Raw genomic sequence first — 15,059 nt, forward strand, 5'->3', positions numbered from 1 at the left:
ATGAAAAAAGCAGCCCTCGGGCTGCTTTTTTTTGCGCCGTCGCTGCCCGCCGGGCGCGCCGTCAGGCCTGGCGCGCCACGGTCCGCACGATATGCCGATACCAGAAGTGCAGCAGGGTGGCTGACAGCGCCAGGCCCGCCATTGCCATCAACCACATGCTGCCCGCGCCCTGCGGCGAGCCCGGCACCAGGATCTCGCGCAGCCCGTCCAGGCCGCCGCGGCCCGGGCCGAAACCGAACCACCAGCCGCCGACCAGGCCGACGCCGGCCAGCGCCACCGTCTGCAGCAGCAGCGGCACCACCGCGACTTTATAGGCCCGCAGCAGGTACGAGTTGATGCACTGCATGGAGTCGAACAGGTGGAACAGCGGCAGCACCGCCAGCAGCGTGGTCGCCACCGCGGCTACCTGGGGATTGTCGGTGTAGGCCGCCAGGATCAGCGGACGGCCGGCCAGCAGCACTACCGCGGTGAGCAGGGCGCCCATCAGTCCCAGCGCCAGGCCGGCCATGCCGGTGCGGTGGGCATGCGTCAGGTTGCCGGCGCCGATCGCCTGCGCCGTCAGCGCGGCGGTAGCCACGCCCAGCGCCATCGGCATCATGTAGCACAATGCCGCCAGGTTCGACATGATCTGGTGGCCGCCGGTCACGAAGGTGCCTTCGCGCGCGACCAGCAAGGCCATGAAGGTGAAGGCCGAGACCTCCACCAGATACGAACCGCCCATGGGGATGCCCAGTCGCAGCAGTTCTTTCAGCGTCTTCCAGTCGGGCCGGCCGACGTGCAGGTGGAACCGACGGTAATAGCGGTCGTGGGTGATGACCCACAGGCCCAGCCCCAGGCTCATCCACGACACCACGGCGGTCGCCAGGCCGGCGCCGGTGGCGCCCATAGCCGGCAGGCCGAGGGAGCCGTAGATGAACAGCCAGTTGAAGAAGGCCTTGAAGCCGATGGCGGTGAGGTTGATCGCCATCACCAGCTTGGGCCGCGACACGGAGGTGCCGAGCGCGTAGATGGTGCGGAACACCAGCGCGGCCGGCAGCGCCAGGATCAGCGCCCGCAGGTACGAAGCGATGCGGTCGCGCACGCCGGGATCGACGTTGCCCGACATCGACAGCCAGAAATCCGGGAACAGCATCAGGATGCCGCCCACCGCCGACAGGCCCAGCGCCAGCCACACGCCCTGGCCCCAACTGCGGCCCACTTCGCGGTTGTTGCCGGCGCCGAAATGCTGCGCCAGGATCGGGATGAGGGCGTGCACCACCCCCATCAGACCCACGAAAACGGTGATGTAGATCGAGGCCGACAGCGCCATCGCCGCCAGGTCGTTGGCGCTGGCGTGGCCGGTCATGGCGGTGTCCAGCACGCCGAACGAGATGCCGGCCCATTGGCTGATCAGGACCGGCCAGGCCTGTTTGGCGATGTTGCGCAGGGTGGCGCCGAAACCGGGCACCGCCGGTTGGGGGGGCGTCATCGGGTGGGGCCGACTCGCAGCAGGCGGAACACTTCTTGGCGGTCGGCGCGGCGGCCGCCCTGCCACAGCACGTCGGCGCTGTCGCTGTAGGCGGCGGTGTTGTCGCGCAGGCTCTGGTTGGTGGTCTGCTGCAGCACCAGCGTGCACTTCGAATCGAACGTGAACGTCAGGTTGTTGAAGATCAGGAACGAGGCGCGCTGGCCGCTGCCCAGGCTCAGTCCGCGCACGCATTCGCCCGGACGGAGGTTCTGCGCCAGGGCCTGCGCCAGCTCGCCCGACACGGTGCGGTAGCTGCGGGCGTAGTCGACCGCGGGCTGCCACAGCAGCACCAGCAGGATCCAGGTGACCGTCAGGCCGCCGGCCGACAGCACGGTGCCGCGCCACAGCGCTTGCGGCTTGACGCGCAGGCGCCAGACCACCAGCGCGATCCAGCCGAGCGTGAAGACCACCGCCAGGGCGAAGGCCACCCAGGAGATGACGGGCTCATACCCGGTGGTCTGGCGGCCGATGTTGCGCGCGATCTGCGCCGGCCAGTGGAAATGCAACGCGATCCAGCCGAGCCACGCGGTGGCGGCGGTCAGCGAAAAGCACATCACTGCGAACCAGTCCAGCGTGTTGACCACACCGCGACGCAAGGTCGGCAGCGAAAACGCGCCCAGCACCGCGCAAGGCACGGCCAGCAGTACGTATTCCGAATCGCTGGCCTCGTCCAACCCGAACAGCACGAGGGCAGAACAGATCAGCAGCATCAGCGGCAACCAGATATGCGGCGCATAGATCCAGGCGCGCCAGCGCCAGATGGCCAGCAGCGCCAGCGGCCAGGTGGGCCACAAATACCAGGGCAGGTCGCGCAGCGTGCGGCCGAGGTCGTGCCAGGCGGGCACGGCGAAGGACGCCAGGTTCCAGGTCTTCCAGTTGCGGATCCAGTATTCGCTGGCCTGGGTGGCCGGAATCCACCAGGCCAGGATCAGCGCGGCGGCCAACGCGGCCGCCCAGGGCAGCCAGCGCTTGCATTTCCAGAGCGGGCCGCGCGGATAGAAGGCCAGCAGGGCGCCCACCATGATCGGCAGCGCGCCGATCCAGCCGCGCGTGAGAAAGCTGGCGGCCAGCGCGATGCCCAGGGTGGTCGAGCCGGTGACCGGACGATCGACGGTACGCGCCAGCGAATAGAAGGCCAGCGCCTGGCACGCCATGATGGCGGGCACGACCGTGGTTTCATGGGTGCGCTGCAGGATGCCGACCGTGGCCAGCAGCAGCAGCAGCGCGGCGTCGGCCAGCATGCGGCCGTAGTCGCGCGGTTCCGGCTCGCCGCCGAAGGGCAGGGCCAGTGGCTGCGCTTCGGCGCGGCGGCCCAGCAGATAGGTGCCGTACCAGACGCTGGTGGCGGTGATGCCGAACCAGAGCAGGTTGGGCAGGCGGCCGGCGGTGATGTCGCCGATGAAGGGGCCGAACAGCCAGATGCAGATGGCGCCAACCCAGGTGATCAGCGGGCCTTCCTCGGCATGCGCCAGGTGCCCCACCTGCGGCAGCAGCCAGGTGATGCCACCCTCGCGGATGGCGGTGATCATGGTCGCCAGGCCGACCGCGTCGTCGGTTTTCCACGGGTCGCGCATGAACAGGCCGGCGACGATGTACGCCAGCGCCAGCCCAAGCAGGATCAGCCTGGGCAGTTTCGCGGTGGCCACGGACGTCAGCCGGGCCGGAGTGGAAATGGAAAGTGGGGACACGGGCGTTAATGTAACCGAGAGATCGGGAAGCGCCAGCCCCTGGTTGATCGACAAGCAGGGCCAGGGGAAAAAAAAGCAGCCCGGAGGCTGCCTTTTTGCTGTGACTCCCGTGGGAGCAACAGGATCAGGAAGCGGACTTGACCGTGCCAGCGGTGCGGGCGAAACGGGCGCGGAATTTTTCCACGCGGCCGGTTTCGACGATACGCGTCTGGGCGCCCGTGTAGAACGGGTGCGATTCGGAGGTCACGTCGCACTTGAAGAGCGGGTACGTCTTGCCATCGAGTTCGATGGTTTCGCGCGTCTGGACGGTCGAGCGGGTGATGAACTTGCTGCCCGTTTGCAGGTCGGCGAAGACGACTTCGCGGTATTCGGGGTGAATGCCTTCTTTCATGGTGCTTTCCTAGGACTCCCCCAGGGAGTCATGTCAAAAGTTAGGGTCGCCAGCACGAACCGCTTTCAGGTTCCTGCCACGTATCCGAAAAGTAACTGTGCATTCTAGCATGGGAATCACGGGGCGGGCGAGGCAATCCGGGCGGACCTGCCCGGATGCCCATTCAGGGACGGATAGGCGCCGGATCAGAGGTTCGTGCGCAGTTTCCAGATCTCGGGGAACAGCACCACTTCCAGCATGCGCCGCAGGTAGTCCACGCCCGAGGTGCCGCCGGTGCCGCGCTTGAAGCCGATGACGCGCTCGACCGTGGTGACGTGGCGGAAACGCCACAAGCGGAAGGCATCCTCCAGGTCGGTCAGCTTTTCGCCCAGTTGGTACAGGTCCCAGTAGCGGTCGGTGTCGCGGTAGACGGTCAGCCAGGCCTGTTCGACGCCATCGGAGGCCAGGTAAGGCTGGGTCCAATCGCGTTCCAGGCGGTCGGCGGGGACCGTCACGCCATGCCGCGCCAGCAGGCGCAGGGATTCGTCATACAGCGAGGGCGCCTCGTAGGCCTGTTGCACCTGCGCCAGCAGGTCGGCGCGATGCGCGTGCGGCTTGAGCATGGCGGCGTTCTTGTTGCCCAGCAGGAACTCGATCTGGCGGTACTGGTAGCTCTGGAAGCCGCTGGAACGGGCCAGATAGGGCCGCAGGGCGGAGTACTCGGGCGGCGTCATGGTCGCGAGCACGTCCCAGGCATGGACCAACTGCTCCATGATTTTGCTGACCCGGGCCAGCATCTTGAAGGCGGGCTGCGGGCGGTCGGCCGCCAGGTTGGCGATGGCGCCGCGCAGCTCGTGCAGCATCAGCTTCATCCAGAGTTCGCTGGTCTGGTGCTGCACGATGAACAGCATCTCATTGTGCTCGGGCGACAGCGGGTGCTGCGCGCCCAGCAGCTCGTCCAGGTGCAGGTAGTCGCCGTAGGTCATGTCGCGCGCGAAATCCAGCTGCGCTTTTTCCTCGTGGACGATGTCTTCGGGGCGTTGGTTCTGGCTCATGCCTGGCCTCGCTGGCAGGGTGGGGCCGCGCGGCGGGCGGAGGCGGGCAGGCTGCGCCAGCCGGAAAATGGCAGGCGGGCGCAGGCGAGCGCCATGCGCGGGTCGTACGGAATGGTCATGGTCGTGCTTCTTTCGAATGGGGCGGTCGGCGCAGCGGCGGCGCCATCATTGCGCCGCGGCCCGCACGGTCCGCCCGTGGCCGGTGTTTCAGCCCAATTCGCGCAAGACGGCGCGCACCGGGCTGGCGTCAGCCTGGATCAAAGCCAGCGGCAGTGCGATCAGTTCGTAATCGCCCTCCGGCACGTCGTCGAGCACCAGGTTCTCCAGTACTCGAATGTCGTGCCGCAGAATGGTGTGATGGCTGTCCAGGGTCTTGCTGGACGCGGGGTCGATGCTGGGGGTGTCCAGCCCGATCAGCATGACGCCGCGTTCGGCCAGCCATTCGATGGTTTGCGGCGCGTAGGCCGAAAAGTCGTCGGTCCACCATTCCTGCGCGGCATGCTTGGCGGTACGCACCAGGATGCGCGGCGGCAGGTTGTTGGCGGCGTGGAGCAGGTGCTCCGGGGTGATCAGCGGGCCGCAGTCGATCGCGTGGATGACGCGACAGGGGCCCAGGAACGGTTCGAGCGAGACCGCGCCGATGGCGGCGGCGCCGTTCTGGTAGTGCAGCGGCGCGTCGGCGTGCGCGCCCACGTGCGGCGACAGGGTGATTTCGCTGACGTTGACGGGGCAGCCGGGCGCGAGCGACCACTTCCATTCCTGGCGATACGGGGTATCGCCGGGGAACACGGGCGAAGCCGTGGAGACGGGAGGGGAGATATCCCACAGGCGTTTCATGGAGGGCGCGGGTCGCGAAAGCGGAATCGGGAAAGCGGAATTAGGTTAAGCCTAAAGCAATTTCGGGCCGTAGTCTAACGAATTCCCGCGGCGCGCGCAGCCCCTCAGATGCGGCCCAGTTCCGCCATCGAGGTGACCGTGTCGCCGGCGATGATGAGGTGGTCGATCAGGGCGACGTCCACCAGGGCCAGCGCCTGTTTCAGGTGGCGGGTGAAGGCCTGGTCGGCCGCGCTTGGCTCGGCCAGGCCGGAGGGGTGATTGTGGGCCACGATCAGCGCGGCGGCATGGTGCCTCAGGGCCTCGCGCACGACTTCGCGCGGATACACCGAGGCCTGCGACAGCGTGCCGCGCGCCAGTTCGCCGCTGGCGATCAGGCGCAGCCGGCTGTCCAGGTAGAGCGCGATGCAATGTTCGACCCGGCGGTGGGCCAGCGTGACCCGGCAGTATTGCTTTACCCGGGACGGGTGGTCGAGCGTGCTGTCGCGCGCCAGTTCCTCTTCGACCGCGCGTTTGGCCATTTCCAGTATGGCCGCCAGGGCGCAGGCCTTGGCGGTGCCCAGCCCCGGCAACGCCTGCAGTTCCTCGGGGGTGGCGCCCAGCAGCCCGCGCAGGCCATGGAAGCGGTCCAGCAATTGGCACGACAGGTCCAGCACATTCAGGCCCGGCACCCCCGTGCGCAGGGCGATGGCGAGCAGTTCGGCATTTTGTAACGCCGACGCCCCCAGGCGCAGCAGGCGCTCCCTGGGACGGTCGGCTTTTGGCACCCGCGCAGACAATTTCATAAGAGGCTCTAAAATCAGGGTTTACTTACTGTCTGAATACGGTGGCAGATCTTGAGCATCGCCTCTAACGAAGTGAACGTTTTGGTCCGTCCGGACTCCTACCTGACGCTGCACTACCGCATCACCCTGGCCTCGGGGCCGGGCGAGGGGTCGGTATTCACCGACACCTTCGACGGCCGTCCGGCGACGTTGCAATTGGGTAGCGGCCAGTGGGCCCCCGGCCTGGAAACCGCCTTGCTCGGCAAGGCCGAAGGCGACCGGTTCAGTGTCACGCTCGAGCCGGCCGATGCCTATGGCGAGCGCAATCCCGAGCTGATCCAGCGCGTGACGCGCAAGATGCTGGCCGAACACGCCGGCGCGGACGCCACCTTCGAGCCGGGCGACCTGGTCGAATTCGCCGCGCCCAATGGCGGGCGCTATTCGGGCGTTCTGAAGGAAATCAACGAGGAATCGGCGTTGTTCGATTTCAACCACCCGCTTGCGGGCGTCCGTTTGCGAGTCGACGTGGCGCTGCTGGGAGTTCTCTGATGAGCCAGGTTGTCCCCGTCACCGCGGCCGACGCCGAAGTCGTGCTGGCACAGCCGCGCGGCTTCTGTGCCGGCGTCGACCGTGCCATCGACATCGTCGAGCGCGCGCTCGAGTTGCATGGCGCGCCGATCTACGTGCGCCACGAGATCGTCCACAACCGCTACGTGGTCGAGGACCTGCGCGCCAAGGGCGCCATCTTCATCGACGAACTCGACGACGCGCCCACGGGCGCGATCGTGGTGTTCTCCGCCCACGGCGTGTCCAAGGCGGTGCGGGCCGAGGCCGAGGCTCGCGGGCAGCAGGTGTTCGACGCCACTTGTCCGCTGGTGACCAAGGTGCATATCGAGGTGGCCCGCATGCGCGCGGCCGGGCGCGAGATCATCATGATCGGCCACAAGGGCCATCCCGAGGTCGAAGGCACGCTGGGCCAGGCCCAGGGCGGCATGTACCTGGTCGAGACGGTCGAGGACGTGGCCGGCCTGCAGGTGAACGACCCCGAGAACCTGGCCTACGTCACGCAGACGACCCTTTCCGTGGATGACGCGGCGGCGGTATCCAAGGCGCTCAAGGCGCGTTTCCCGAGCATCGTCGAGCCCAAGAAAAGCGATATCTGCTATGCCACCCAGAACCGCCAGGACGCGGTCAAGGTGCTGGCGCCGGAATGCGACCTGGTGCTGGTGGTGGGCAGCCCCAACAGTTCCAACTCCAACCGCCTGCGCGAAGTGGCGGACCGCAAGGGCGTGGCGTCCTACCTGATCGACGGCGCGCATTCCATCGACCCGGCCTGGCTCGAAGGCCGCAAGCGCATCGGCGTGACCGCCGGCGCCTCGGCGCCCGAGATCCTGGTGCAGCAGGTGATCGCGCGGGTCAAGGAACTGGGCGCGGTGTCGGTGCGCACCATGCCGGGCCTGGAAGAGAACGTGGCGTTCCCGTTGCCCAAGGGGCTGTCGCGCAAGGTGGCGCAGACCGAATCGCTGGAATAGGCGCGGCCCCCGCCGCGGGCGCCGCCAAGAACAAGAATCGAGGAGACTTCATGCAGTTGTACAGCTATTTCCGCAGTTCGGCCGCCTATCGCGTGCGCATCGCCCTGAACCTGAAGGGCCTGCCGTACGAATACCTGGCGGTGCACCTGCTGAAGGATGGCGGCCAGCAATTGTCGGCCGACTACCGCAAGGTCAACCCGACTGCGCTGGTGCCGACGCTGGTCGACGGCGACGCGGTCATCGGTCAATCGCTCGCCATCATCGAGTACCTGGAGGAAACGCATCCGCAGGTGCCGCTGCTGCCGGCCGACGCCATCGGCCGGGCGCGCGTGCGCGACCTCGCGCTGGGCATTGCCTGCGATACGCATCCCTTGAACAACCTGCGGGTGTTGAAGTACCTGAAGCACACGCTGGGCGTGGACGAAGCCGCCAAGACGGCCTGGTATCAGCATTGGGTGCGCCAGGGATTGGAAGCCCTGGAAGCGCAACTGGCCGGGTCGTCCGCCACCGGCAAGTTCTGCCATGGCGACACGCCGACCATCGCCGACCTTTGCCTGGTGCCGCAGGTGGCCAACGCGCGCCGCTTCGAATGCGATCTGGCCGCGATGCCCACGGTCGTGCGGATTGACGCCGCCTGCCGCGAGTTGCCGGCGTTCGACGCCGCCGCGCCGGGCAAGCAGCCCGACGCGGAGTAAGGCTGGCGGCCCCGCGAGGGGCCCCGCCAGCCTTAGCCGAGCTGCACCGGCACGAAGATCTTGTCTTCACCGCGCTGCACCAGAAGCGCGACCGTCTTGCCGGCCTTTGACAGCGCATCCTTGACCTGGCTGATGTTGCGCACAGGCTGGCCGTTGAGCGACAACAATACGTCGCCCGGCTGGATGCCCGCCTTGGCGGCCGGGCCGGCCGATTGCTCGATCAACAGTCCCTGCGTGCCCGCCGCTTCCTGCTCCTGGGGCGACAACGGCCGCAAGGCCAGGCCGAGCTGGCCCTTCTGCACGTCGCGGCTGTCGCCGGCAGCCTGCGTCCGGTCCTTCGGCATGCCGCCGAGCGTGGCCACGACTTCCTTGGGAGCGCCGTTGCGCCACAGATCCAGCGTGATCTTTTCGCCGGGCTTGGCCAGCGTGATCAGCGAGGCCAGGTCGCCCGACGACACGATCGTCTTGCCGTCGATCCTGCGCACCACGTCACCGGGCTGCAGGCCGGCCTTTTCGGCCGCGCTGCCTTTTTCGACGCTGGAAACCAAGGCGCCGGACGGCGTGTCCAGCTTGAACGAATTGGCCAGGTCCTGGTTGACCTCCTGCACCGTCACGCCCAGGCGTGCGTGCTGCACCTTGCCGTGCTCCAGGATCTGGTCCTTGATCTTGTACGCCACGTCGATCGGGATCGAGAACGACAGCCCCTGGAAGCCGCCGGTGCGGCTGTAGATCTGCGAATTGATACCGACGACTTCGCCGCGGTCATTGAACAGCGGTCCGCCCGAATTGCCGGGGTTGACCGCCACATCGGTCTGGATGAATGGCACCGAAGTGTCGTCCGGCAGCGAACGGCCCTTGGCACTGACGATGCCCGCCGTGGCGGTGTTTTCCAGGCCGTAGGGCGAGCCGATGGCCAGCACCCATTCGCCCACCTGCAGCTTGTTGACGTCGCCGATCTTGACCGCCGGCAGGTTCCTGGCGTCGATCTTGATGACGGCCACGTCGGTCTGCGTGTCGGCGCCCAGCACCTTGGCGCGGAATTCGCGGCGGTCGGTCAGCTTGACGGTCACTTCCTTGGCGCCTTGCACCACGTGGGCGTTGGTGAGGATGATGCCGTCGTTGCTGACGATGAAGCCGGATCCTTCGCCGCGCACCGGCACTTCGCGCGAGGGCATGCCGCCGCGCGCGCCGGGAATCTGCCCGAAGAACTGGGCGAAGGGATCGTCGTCGTCGTCGGACACTTTGCGCGTGCCGCTGATGCTGATGTTGACCACGGCGGGGCCGTAGTCGCGCGTGATCTGGGCAAAGTTGGGGGCGACCATCATCGGGGCGCCCGGCGTGGCGGCGCTGGTGGCCGCGATCTCGGCGGCAGTGGCGGACGGCGCGCTGGCCGCCATCGAAACGCCGCCGAACGTGGCGGCGGCGCCCGCGCCGCCAATCGCGCCGGCGGCCAGAAGCGCCAGCACCAGGCGCGAGGGTTTGATCTGCGAAGTCTTCATGTCGGCTCCTGCGTTCATGTGTGGGGACATGGCGCTATCTTCGGGCCTGACACTTAGGTGAATCTTAAGTCGGGGCGGGGCCGCGCGCAAAGGCGACCCTGGCCCGCAGGCCGCTGCCGCCGGGCGCATCTTCAAGGGTGATGGTCGCGCCGTGGCGTTCGGCGATGGCGCGCGCGATCGCCAGTCCCAGGCCGCTGCCGTGCTGGGTGTTGCCTTCGAGCCGGTAGAAGCGGTCGAACACGCGGGCGCGTTCCCCGGGCGGGATGCCCGGACCGTTGTCGTCGATCAGCAGCAGCGCCTGTCCGGCGGGCGCTTCGAGCCGGATGTCGATATGGCCGCCGGGCGGCGTGTATTTGATCGCATTGTCGAGCAGGTTGCGCGCCAGCAGCACCAGGTCGTCGCGCCGTCCGCGCACCCAGGCTTGCGGCTCGCCATGCATTTGCACATCGATGTCCCTGGCGTTGGCGTCGGCCAGGGTTTCGGACAGGGCCAGCCGCAGGACCTCGGCCAGGTCCACCGGTTCGGGCGCGGCGCGTTCGGCGGCGTTTTCGTGGCGCGCCATGGACAGCAACTGCTCCACCAGCCGCGTGGCGCGCTCGATGCCCGCCGCCAGGCGTTCCTCGGCGACGCGGCGGCTGGCGTCGTCGCCGGCGCGTCGCAGCGATTGCAGTTGCAGTTTCAGCGCCGCCAGCGGTGAGCGCAGTTCGTGCGCGGCATCGCCGACGAACTGCTTTTGCAGCGCGAATGCGCCTCGCATCCTCTCCAGCAGCAGGTTCAGTTCCTGCATCAGGGGCCGGATCTCGTCCGGCAGGTCGGGCACGTTGATGGGTGACAGGTCCTCGGGCTGGCGGTCCGCCACCTGGGCCCGCGCGCGCTTGACCGGCCGCAGCGACCAGCTCACCACGCACCAGACGATCAGCATCAGCAGCGGCGCCGCCGCCGCGATCGGCGCCACCGTGCGCCAGGCCAGCGCGCCCGCCATGCGCTTGCGGACGTCCATGTCCTGCGCCACCTGGATCACCTGGAACGGCGTGGCCAGTGAATAGACGCGATAGGTGTTGCCTTCGACCTCGGTGTCGGCGAACCCCAGGACGATCTGGTCGGGCAGGGGGCGGCGCGAACGCGAATTGAACACGCGCACGCCATCCGGCGTCCAGATCTGGATGATCAGGTCGTCGGCCATGGGCGTGGCCGATCCCTGGGCGTGGGCGGGACCCATGCGCAACAGGCCGTCGCCCGTGCCCAGCGACAGCGCGGTGCGCTGCAGCAGCGAGTCAAAGATGTCGTCGGCCTGCTGCAAGGTGCTGCGGTAGCTGATGGCGCCTTGCACCAGCGCGCCGACCGCGATCGCCGCGAGCAGGAAGAACAGCAATCGTGCCCGCAGCGAATAGCTAAGCGGAATGCTCATGTTTTGGGAATGACATAGCCGACGCCTCTGACGTTCTGGATCAGGTTCTGCCCCAGTTTCTTGCGCAGGCCATGAATATAAACCTCAACCGCATTGCTGCTGACGCTGTCCTTCCAGCTGTACAGCTTCTCCTCGAGCTGGGCGCGCGAGAAGATCATGCCGGGCCGCGCGATGAGCGGTTCCAGCACCGCCCATTCGCGCGCGGTCAGCGGCACCGGCGTGCCGTCGACCGTGGCGGCGTGGGATTGCGGATCGATGGTGATGCCGTCGTGTTCGAACACCGGCTCGGCGCGGCCCGCGCTGCGGCGGATCAGCGCGCGCATGCGGGCCAGCAGTTCGTCGACGTCATAGGGCTTGACGATGTAGTCGTCGGCGCCGGCATCCAGTCCGGCGATGCGGTCGCTGACGGCGTCGCGCGCCGTGGCGATCAGCACCGGGGTGCGGTCCTTGCGCGCGCGCAGTTCGCGCAACAGCGTCAGTCCATCGCGGCGAGGCAGCCCGAGGTCCAGCAATACGAGGTCGTAGGGATCGGTGCGCAGGGCCAGTTCGGCCGCGTGGCCGTCCTTGACCCAATCGACGGCGTAGTGCTCGGCGCGCAGGCAGTCCAGCACGCTTTCCCCGATCATGGTGTCGTCTTCTACGAGAAGGATGCGCATGATAGTCGTTGCCGTGATGTGTCCAGCGGGTTGGACGCGCGCGGCAAGGCGGGAGTTCCCGCAAGGGAAGTGGCGGGGGACGCCGGGCGGTGGATGCGGCCGGAAATGAAAAAAGCAGCCCGGTCGGGCTGCTTTTTGAATTCTGGTGCCGGCAATAGGAGTCGAACCTACGACCTTCGCATTACGAATGCGCTGCTCTACCAACTGAGCTATGCCGGCAAGACCATTTGCTTCGTTTCCGGCAAGCCAGAACTTCAAGCAAAACATCTTTTTCTTCGCAGTTCATGCCCTGTTTATGGGGCCCGATCTGGAAAGACCGAAATCATATCAGAGTTTTTCTGCGATGGGAAACATGCGGCGCCCCTCGCGTGAAAAAACATCGGATTTGCACACTTCGAATTTTTCCTTCATAATCTCGTTTCTTAGCAGTTCCCCGATAGCTCAGTCGGTAGAGCGACGGACTGTTAATCCGCAGGTCGCTGGTTCGAGCCCAGCTCGGGGAGCCAAAGAATTCAGGGCCACTCACGCAAGTGAGTGGCCCTTTTGGTTTTCCGTGTCGCTACGTGGCGATACGTGTGCGTGACCTTTCCAGCGGCGGGTTCATGCCGTGCTGCTCCATTTCGTGTTGCTCCAGTTGCCTCGCTGCGCGTAAGATTTGTTATGTAATAACATTTCCTTTTTTGGGTGGCGTCATGCGGATGAAAGATGAGAAGGCTGGTGGCGGGGCGGAAGCGGGGTCGGTGGGCGAGGCGTCGGTCGAGAAGCTGACTCGCGGTCCGGACGGCGGCGGTCGCCGGCGCGATGCGCGTCTGCCCGTGACGGTGTTGTCGGGCTTCCTGGGCGCGGGCAAGACCAGCCTGCTCAATCATGTGCTCAATAACCGCGAGGGGCGGCGGGTGGCGGTCATCGTCAACGACATGTCCGAGGTCAATATCGACGCCAGGCTGGTGCGCGAGGGCGGGGCGGCGCTGTCGCGGGCGGACGAGAAGCTGGTGGAAATGAGCAACGGCTGTATCTGCTGTACGTTGCGCGAAGACTTGTTGATCGAGATCCGCCGGCTGGCCGCCGAGGGGCGCTTCGATTATCTCTTGATCGAGTCGACCGGCATCTCGGAGCCGCTGCCGGTCGCCGAAACGTTCACGTTCCGCGACGAGGATGGCGCCAGCCTGTCCGACCTGGCGCGCCTGGACACCATGGTGACGGTCGTGGACGCATTCAATTTCCTGCGCGACTATGCCAGCCATGACAGCCTGGCCGCGCGCGGCGAGACGCTGGGCGACGAGGATGGGCGCACCGTGGTGGATCTGCTGATCGAGCAGGTGGAATTCTGCGACGTGATGGTGCTGAACAAGACCGATCTGGTCGCGGCGGACGAATTGGCGCGGCTCGAGGCCATATTGCGCAAACTCAATCCGCGGGCCGATATCGTGCGGGGCGAATTCGGCCGGGTGCCCTTGGCGCGCGTGCTGGACACCGGGCGCTTCGATTTCGAGGAAGCGGCGCGGGCGCCCGGCTGGCTGAAGGAATTGCGCGGCGAGCATACGCCCGAGACCCAGGAGTATGGCATCGGCAGCTTCGTGTTCCGTGCCCGGCGTCCGTTCCATCCGCAGCGCCTGTGGGATTGGATGCAGCAAGAATGGCCCGGGGTGGTGCGCTCGAAAGGGTATTTCTGGTTGGTGACGCGTCCCGCCTTCGCGGCTTCGTGGTCGCAGGCCGGGCCGGTCACGCGCCATGGTGCGGCAGGATACTGGTGGGCGGCGTTGCCGCGCGAGCGTTGGCCCGATGATGCGGATTCCCGTGCCCGGATCATTGCCGACTGGGATCCTGTCTATGGAGACCGCTGCCAGGAACTGGTGCTGATCGGCATCGGCATGGACCAGGCGGCGCTGGACGCGCGCTTGCGCGCCTGCCTGATGACGCAGGAAGAAATGGCCCGGCCCGCGGCCGAATTGGCTACGATTCGGGATCCATTCCCCATTTGGGGCGCGGCGCAATAGAGAGGGCGGGCGGGAGTCCGTGGCATGGATGGCGGCGGAAGGCGACAAACGCATCGGCGTGACGGTGATTTCGGGATTTCTGGGCAGTGGCAAGACGACGCTGTTGAACCGGCTGTTGCGCGAACCCGCTTATGCCGACGCGGTAGTGATCGTCAATGAGTACGGCGATATCGGCGTCGATCATCACCTGGTCCGCATGGCGCAGGACAATATCGTCTTGATAGAAGGCGGATGCCTTTGCTGCGTGGTCAGCGGCGCAGTGGCCGATACCTTGCGCGAACTGTTCATGCTGGCGCTGAGCCGCCGCATCAAGCCCTTCCGGCGCGTGCTGATCGAAACCAGCGGCCTGGCGGATCCCGCACCGATCCTGTTCACGCTCAAGCACGATCGTTTCCTGGCCGAGCGCTATGCCTACCAAGGCGCCATCGTGGTGGTGGAGGTGCCGCATGGCGCGGCGCACATGGCCGATCAACCCGAGGCGCTGCGGCAATTGGCGTTGGCCGACACGGTCGTGCTGAGTAAATCCGATCTTGCGGATGCGGCGCAGTTGCGTCGCGTCGAGCAGGCCGTCGCGACGATCAATCCGGGGGCGCGTCGTTGCGTGCAGCGCAGCGATGCGCCCCTGGCGAGCGCGCTGCTGGAGGGGTCGGATACGCAGGCGCGTCGTGATGGCGCCGATCTGGCCGGATGGCTGCAAGCGTTCGCCAAGCCGATGGCCGGCCGCCATGCGCAGGTCGCGAGCTTCTCGTTGCCGTTGGTCGCGCCGATAGGGCGGGCGGCTTTCCTGGCGGGCGTATCGCGGGTGCAGGAACGGTTCGGGACGGCCTTGCTGCGGATGAAGGGATTGGTGTGCTTCGACGGCGAAATCCTGCCGTGCGAGGTCCATGGCGTACATGGCGAGCTATATCCGATCCGGCCGTTGCCGCAATGGCCGGATGACGAGCGGCTGTCACGGCTGGTCTATATCGTCCGCGGCGTCGACGTGGCGCAAGTGCGTGCCGAAGTCTGCGCCGCGCTGGGGCAGTTTCCCCTCTGATCCCGCGGCTGGATGGGG

At 66.8% G+C, this 15,059-nt stretch carries 14 protein-coding genes and 2 tRNA genes; 6 read left to right on the forward strand and 10 right to left on the reverse strand.

Annotation, left to right across the window (positions count from 1 at the left end; translation table 11 throughout):
• Window positions 1-61 precede the first annotated feature (61 nt).
• The 6 genes from ACVN9Z_RS14885 to radC all read right to left on the reverse strand — a co-directional run bounded on the left by ACVN9Z_RS14885 (window position 62) and on the right by radC (window position 6,239).
• On the reverse strand, window positions 62-1,468 hold the full coding sequence (locus ACVN9Z_RS14885; protein ID WP_054496645.1) for an MATE family efflux transporter: 1,407 nt from the start codon (window positions 1,466-1,468) through the stop codon (window positions 62-64).
• Window positions 1,465-3,195, reverse strand: coding sequence for an ArnT family glycosyltransferase (locus ACVN9Z_RS14890; RefSeq protein WP_006388309.1), 1,731 nt, complete (start codon window positions 3,193-3,195; stop codon window positions 1,465-1,467). The genes ACVN9Z_RS14885 and ACVN9Z_RS14890 overlap by 4 nt, the downstream gene beginning before the upstream one ends.
• A 124-nt stretch (window positions 3,196-3,319) precedes the next feature.
• Complete coding sequence (locus tag ACVN9Z_RS14895) at window positions 3,320-3,586, reverse strand: type B 50S ribosomal protein L31 (RefSeq protein ID WP_006388310.1); 267 nt, start codon at window positions 3,584-3,586, stop codon at window positions 3,320-3,322.
• Between the two features lie 185 nt (window positions 3,587-3,771).
• On the reverse strand, window positions 3,772-4,620 hold the full coding sequence (gene kynA / locus ACVN9Z_RS14900) for a tryptophan 2,3-dioxygenase (RefSeq protein WP_006388311.1): 849 nt from the start codon (window positions 4,618-4,620) through the stop codon (window positions 3,772-3,774).
• 207 nt (window positions 4,621-4,827) lie between these two features.
• Entirely contained in the window at window positions 4,828-5,457 is a 630-nt protein-coding gene (kynB, locus tag ACVN9Z_RS14905) for an arylformamidase (RefSeq protein WP_006388312.1), read from the reverse strand.
• A 104-nt stretch (window positions 5,458-5,561) separates the two neighbouring features.
• Complete coding sequence (gene radC / locus ACVN9Z_RS14910; RefSeq protein WP_006388313.1) at window positions 5,562-6,239, reverse strand: RadC family protein; 678 nt, start codon at window positions 6,237-6,239, stop codon at window positions 5,562-5,564.
• 51 nt (window positions 6,240-6,290) lie between these two features.
• Between radC and ACVN9Z_RS14915 the strand changes: the two genes are divergently transcribed.
• Genes ACVN9Z_RS14915 through maiA form a run of 3 tightly spaced genes read left to right on the forward strand, consistent with a single transcriptional unit; the run spans window position 6,291 to window position 8,445 of the window.
• On the forward strand, window positions 6,291-6,767 hold the full coding sequence (locus tag ACVN9Z_RS14915; protein ID WP_006388314.1) for an FKBP-type peptidyl-prolyl cis-trans isomerase: 477 nt from the start codon (window positions 6,291-6,293) through the stop codon (window positions 6,765-6,767).
• Window positions 6,767-7,750 carry a 4-hydroxy-3-methylbut-2-enyl diphosphate reductase gene (gene ispH, locus ACVN9Z_RS14920; protein ID WP_006388315.1) on the forward strand — a complete coding sequence of 328 codons (984 nt, stop codon included), beginning with the start codon at window positions 6,767-6,769 and terminating at the stop codon, window positions 7,748-7,750. The genes ACVN9Z_RS14915 and ispH overlap by 1 nt, the downstream gene beginning before the upstream one ends.
• Before the next feature lie 50 nt (window positions 7,751-7,800).
• Complete coding sequence (maiA, locus tag ACVN9Z_RS14925) at window positions 7,801-8,445, forward strand: maleylacetoacetate isomerase (RefSeq protein WP_006388316.1); 645 nt, start codon at window positions 7,801-7,803, stop codon at window positions 8,443-8,445.
• Window positions 8,446-8,477: 32 nt separating this feature from the next.
• Here maiA and ACVN9Z_RS14930 read toward each other — a convergent pair whose 3' ends face one another.
• The 4 genes from ACVN9Z_RS14930 to ACVN9Z_RS14945 form a co-directional block, all read right to left on the reverse strand.
• Entirely contained in the window at window positions 8,478-9,944 is a 1,467-nt protein-coding gene (locus ACVN9Z_RS14930) for a DegQ family serine endoprotease (protein ID WP_458212365.1), read from the reverse strand.
• Between the two features lie 64 nt (window positions 9,945-10,008).
• On the reverse strand, window positions 10,009-11,352 hold the full coding sequence (locus tag ACVN9Z_RS14935; protein ID WP_054443065.1) for an ATP-binding protein: 1,344 nt from the start codon (window positions 11,350-11,352) through the stop codon (window positions 10,009-10,011).
• Entirely contained in the window at window positions 11,349-12,008 is a 660-nt protein-coding gene (locus ACVN9Z_RS14940) for a response regulator (protein ID WP_006388320.1), read from the reverse strand. The genes ACVN9Z_RS14935 and ACVN9Z_RS14940 overlap by 4 nt, the downstream gene beginning before the upstream one ends.
• A gap of 143 nt (window positions 12,009-12,151) precedes the next feature.
• Window positions 12,152-12,227 (reverse strand) — tRNA-Thr (locus ACVN9Z_RS14945).
• A 211-nt stretch (window positions 12,228-12,438) separates the two neighbouring features.
• Here ACVN9Z_RS14945 and ACVN9Z_RS14950 point away from each other — a divergent pair.
• The 3 genes from ACVN9Z_RS14950 to ACVN9Z_RS14960 all read left to right on the forward strand — a co-directional run bounded on the left by ACVN9Z_RS14950 (window position 12,439) and on the right by ACVN9Z_RS14960 (window position 15,041).
• A tRNA-Asn gene (locus ACVN9Z_RS14950) sits at window positions 12,439-12,514 on the forward strand.
• A 192-nt stretch (window positions 12,515-12,706) separates the two neighbouring features.
• Entirely contained in the window at window positions 12,707-14,005 is a 1,299-nt protein-coding gene (gene zigA, locus ACVN9Z_RS14955) for a zinc metallochaperone GTPase ZigA (RefSeq protein WP_233639345.1), read from the forward strand.
• Window positions 14,006-14,033: 28 nt separating this feature from the next.
• Window positions 14,034-15,041, forward strand: coding sequence for a CobW family GTP-binding protein (locus tag ACVN9Z_RS14960; protein WP_458212366.1), 1,008 nt, complete (start codon window positions 14,034-14,036; stop codon window positions 15,039-15,041).
• The last annotated feature ends 18 nt before the right edge of the window (window positions 15,042-15,059 follow it).

The organism is Achromobacter sp. KK8 (genome assembly GCF_054188005.1).

Coding starts and splice junctions, on each gene's coding strand:
- ACVN9Z_RS14960 (WP_458212366.1), top strand. CDS start 14,034: ATGGCGGCGGAAGGCGACAAACGCATCGGCGTGACGGTGATTTCGGGA.
- ACVN9Z_RS14895 (WP_006388310.1), bottom strand. CDS start 3,586: ATGAAAGAAGGCATTCACCCCGAATACCGCGAAGTCGTCTTCGCCGAC.
- maiA (WP_006388316.1), top strand. CDS start 7,801: ATGCAGTTGTACAGCTATTTCCGCAGTTCGGCCGCCTATCGCGTGCGC.
- radC (WP_006388313.1), bottom strand. CDS start 6,239: ATGAAATTGTCTGCGCGGGTGCCAAAAGCCGACCGTCCCAGGGAGCGC.
- ACVN9Z_RS14930 (WP_458212365.1), bottom strand. CDS start 9,944: ATGAAGACTTCGCAGATCAAACCCTCGCGCCTGGTGCTGGCGCTTCTG.
- ACVN9Z_RS14940 (WP_006388320.1), bottom strand. CDS start 12,008: ATGCGCATCCTTCTCGTAGAAGACGACACCATGATCGGGGAAAGCGTG.
- kynB (WP_006388312.1), bottom strand. CDS start 5,457: ATGAAACGCCTGTGGGATATCTCCCCTCCCGTCTCCACGGCTTCGCCC.
- kynA (WP_006388311.1), bottom strand. CDS start 4,620: ATGAGCCAGAACCAACGCCCCGAAGACATCGTCCACGAGGAAAAAGCG.
- ACVN9Z_RS14935 (WP_054443065.1), bottom strand. CDS start 11,352: ATGAGCATTCCGCTTAGCTATTCGCTGCGGGCACGATTGCTGTTCTTC.
- ACVN9Z_RS14885 (WP_054496645.1), bottom strand. CDS start 1,468: ATGACGCCCCCCCAACCGGCGGTGCCCGGTTTCGGCGCCACCCTGCGC.
- ispH (WP_006388315.1), top strand. CDS start 6,767: ATGAGCCAGGTTGTCCCCGTCACCGCGGCCGACGCCGAAGTCGTGCTG.
- zigA (WP_233639345.1), top strand. CDS start 12,707: ATGAAAGATGAGAAGGCTGGTGGCGGGGCGGAAGCGGGGTCGGTGGGC.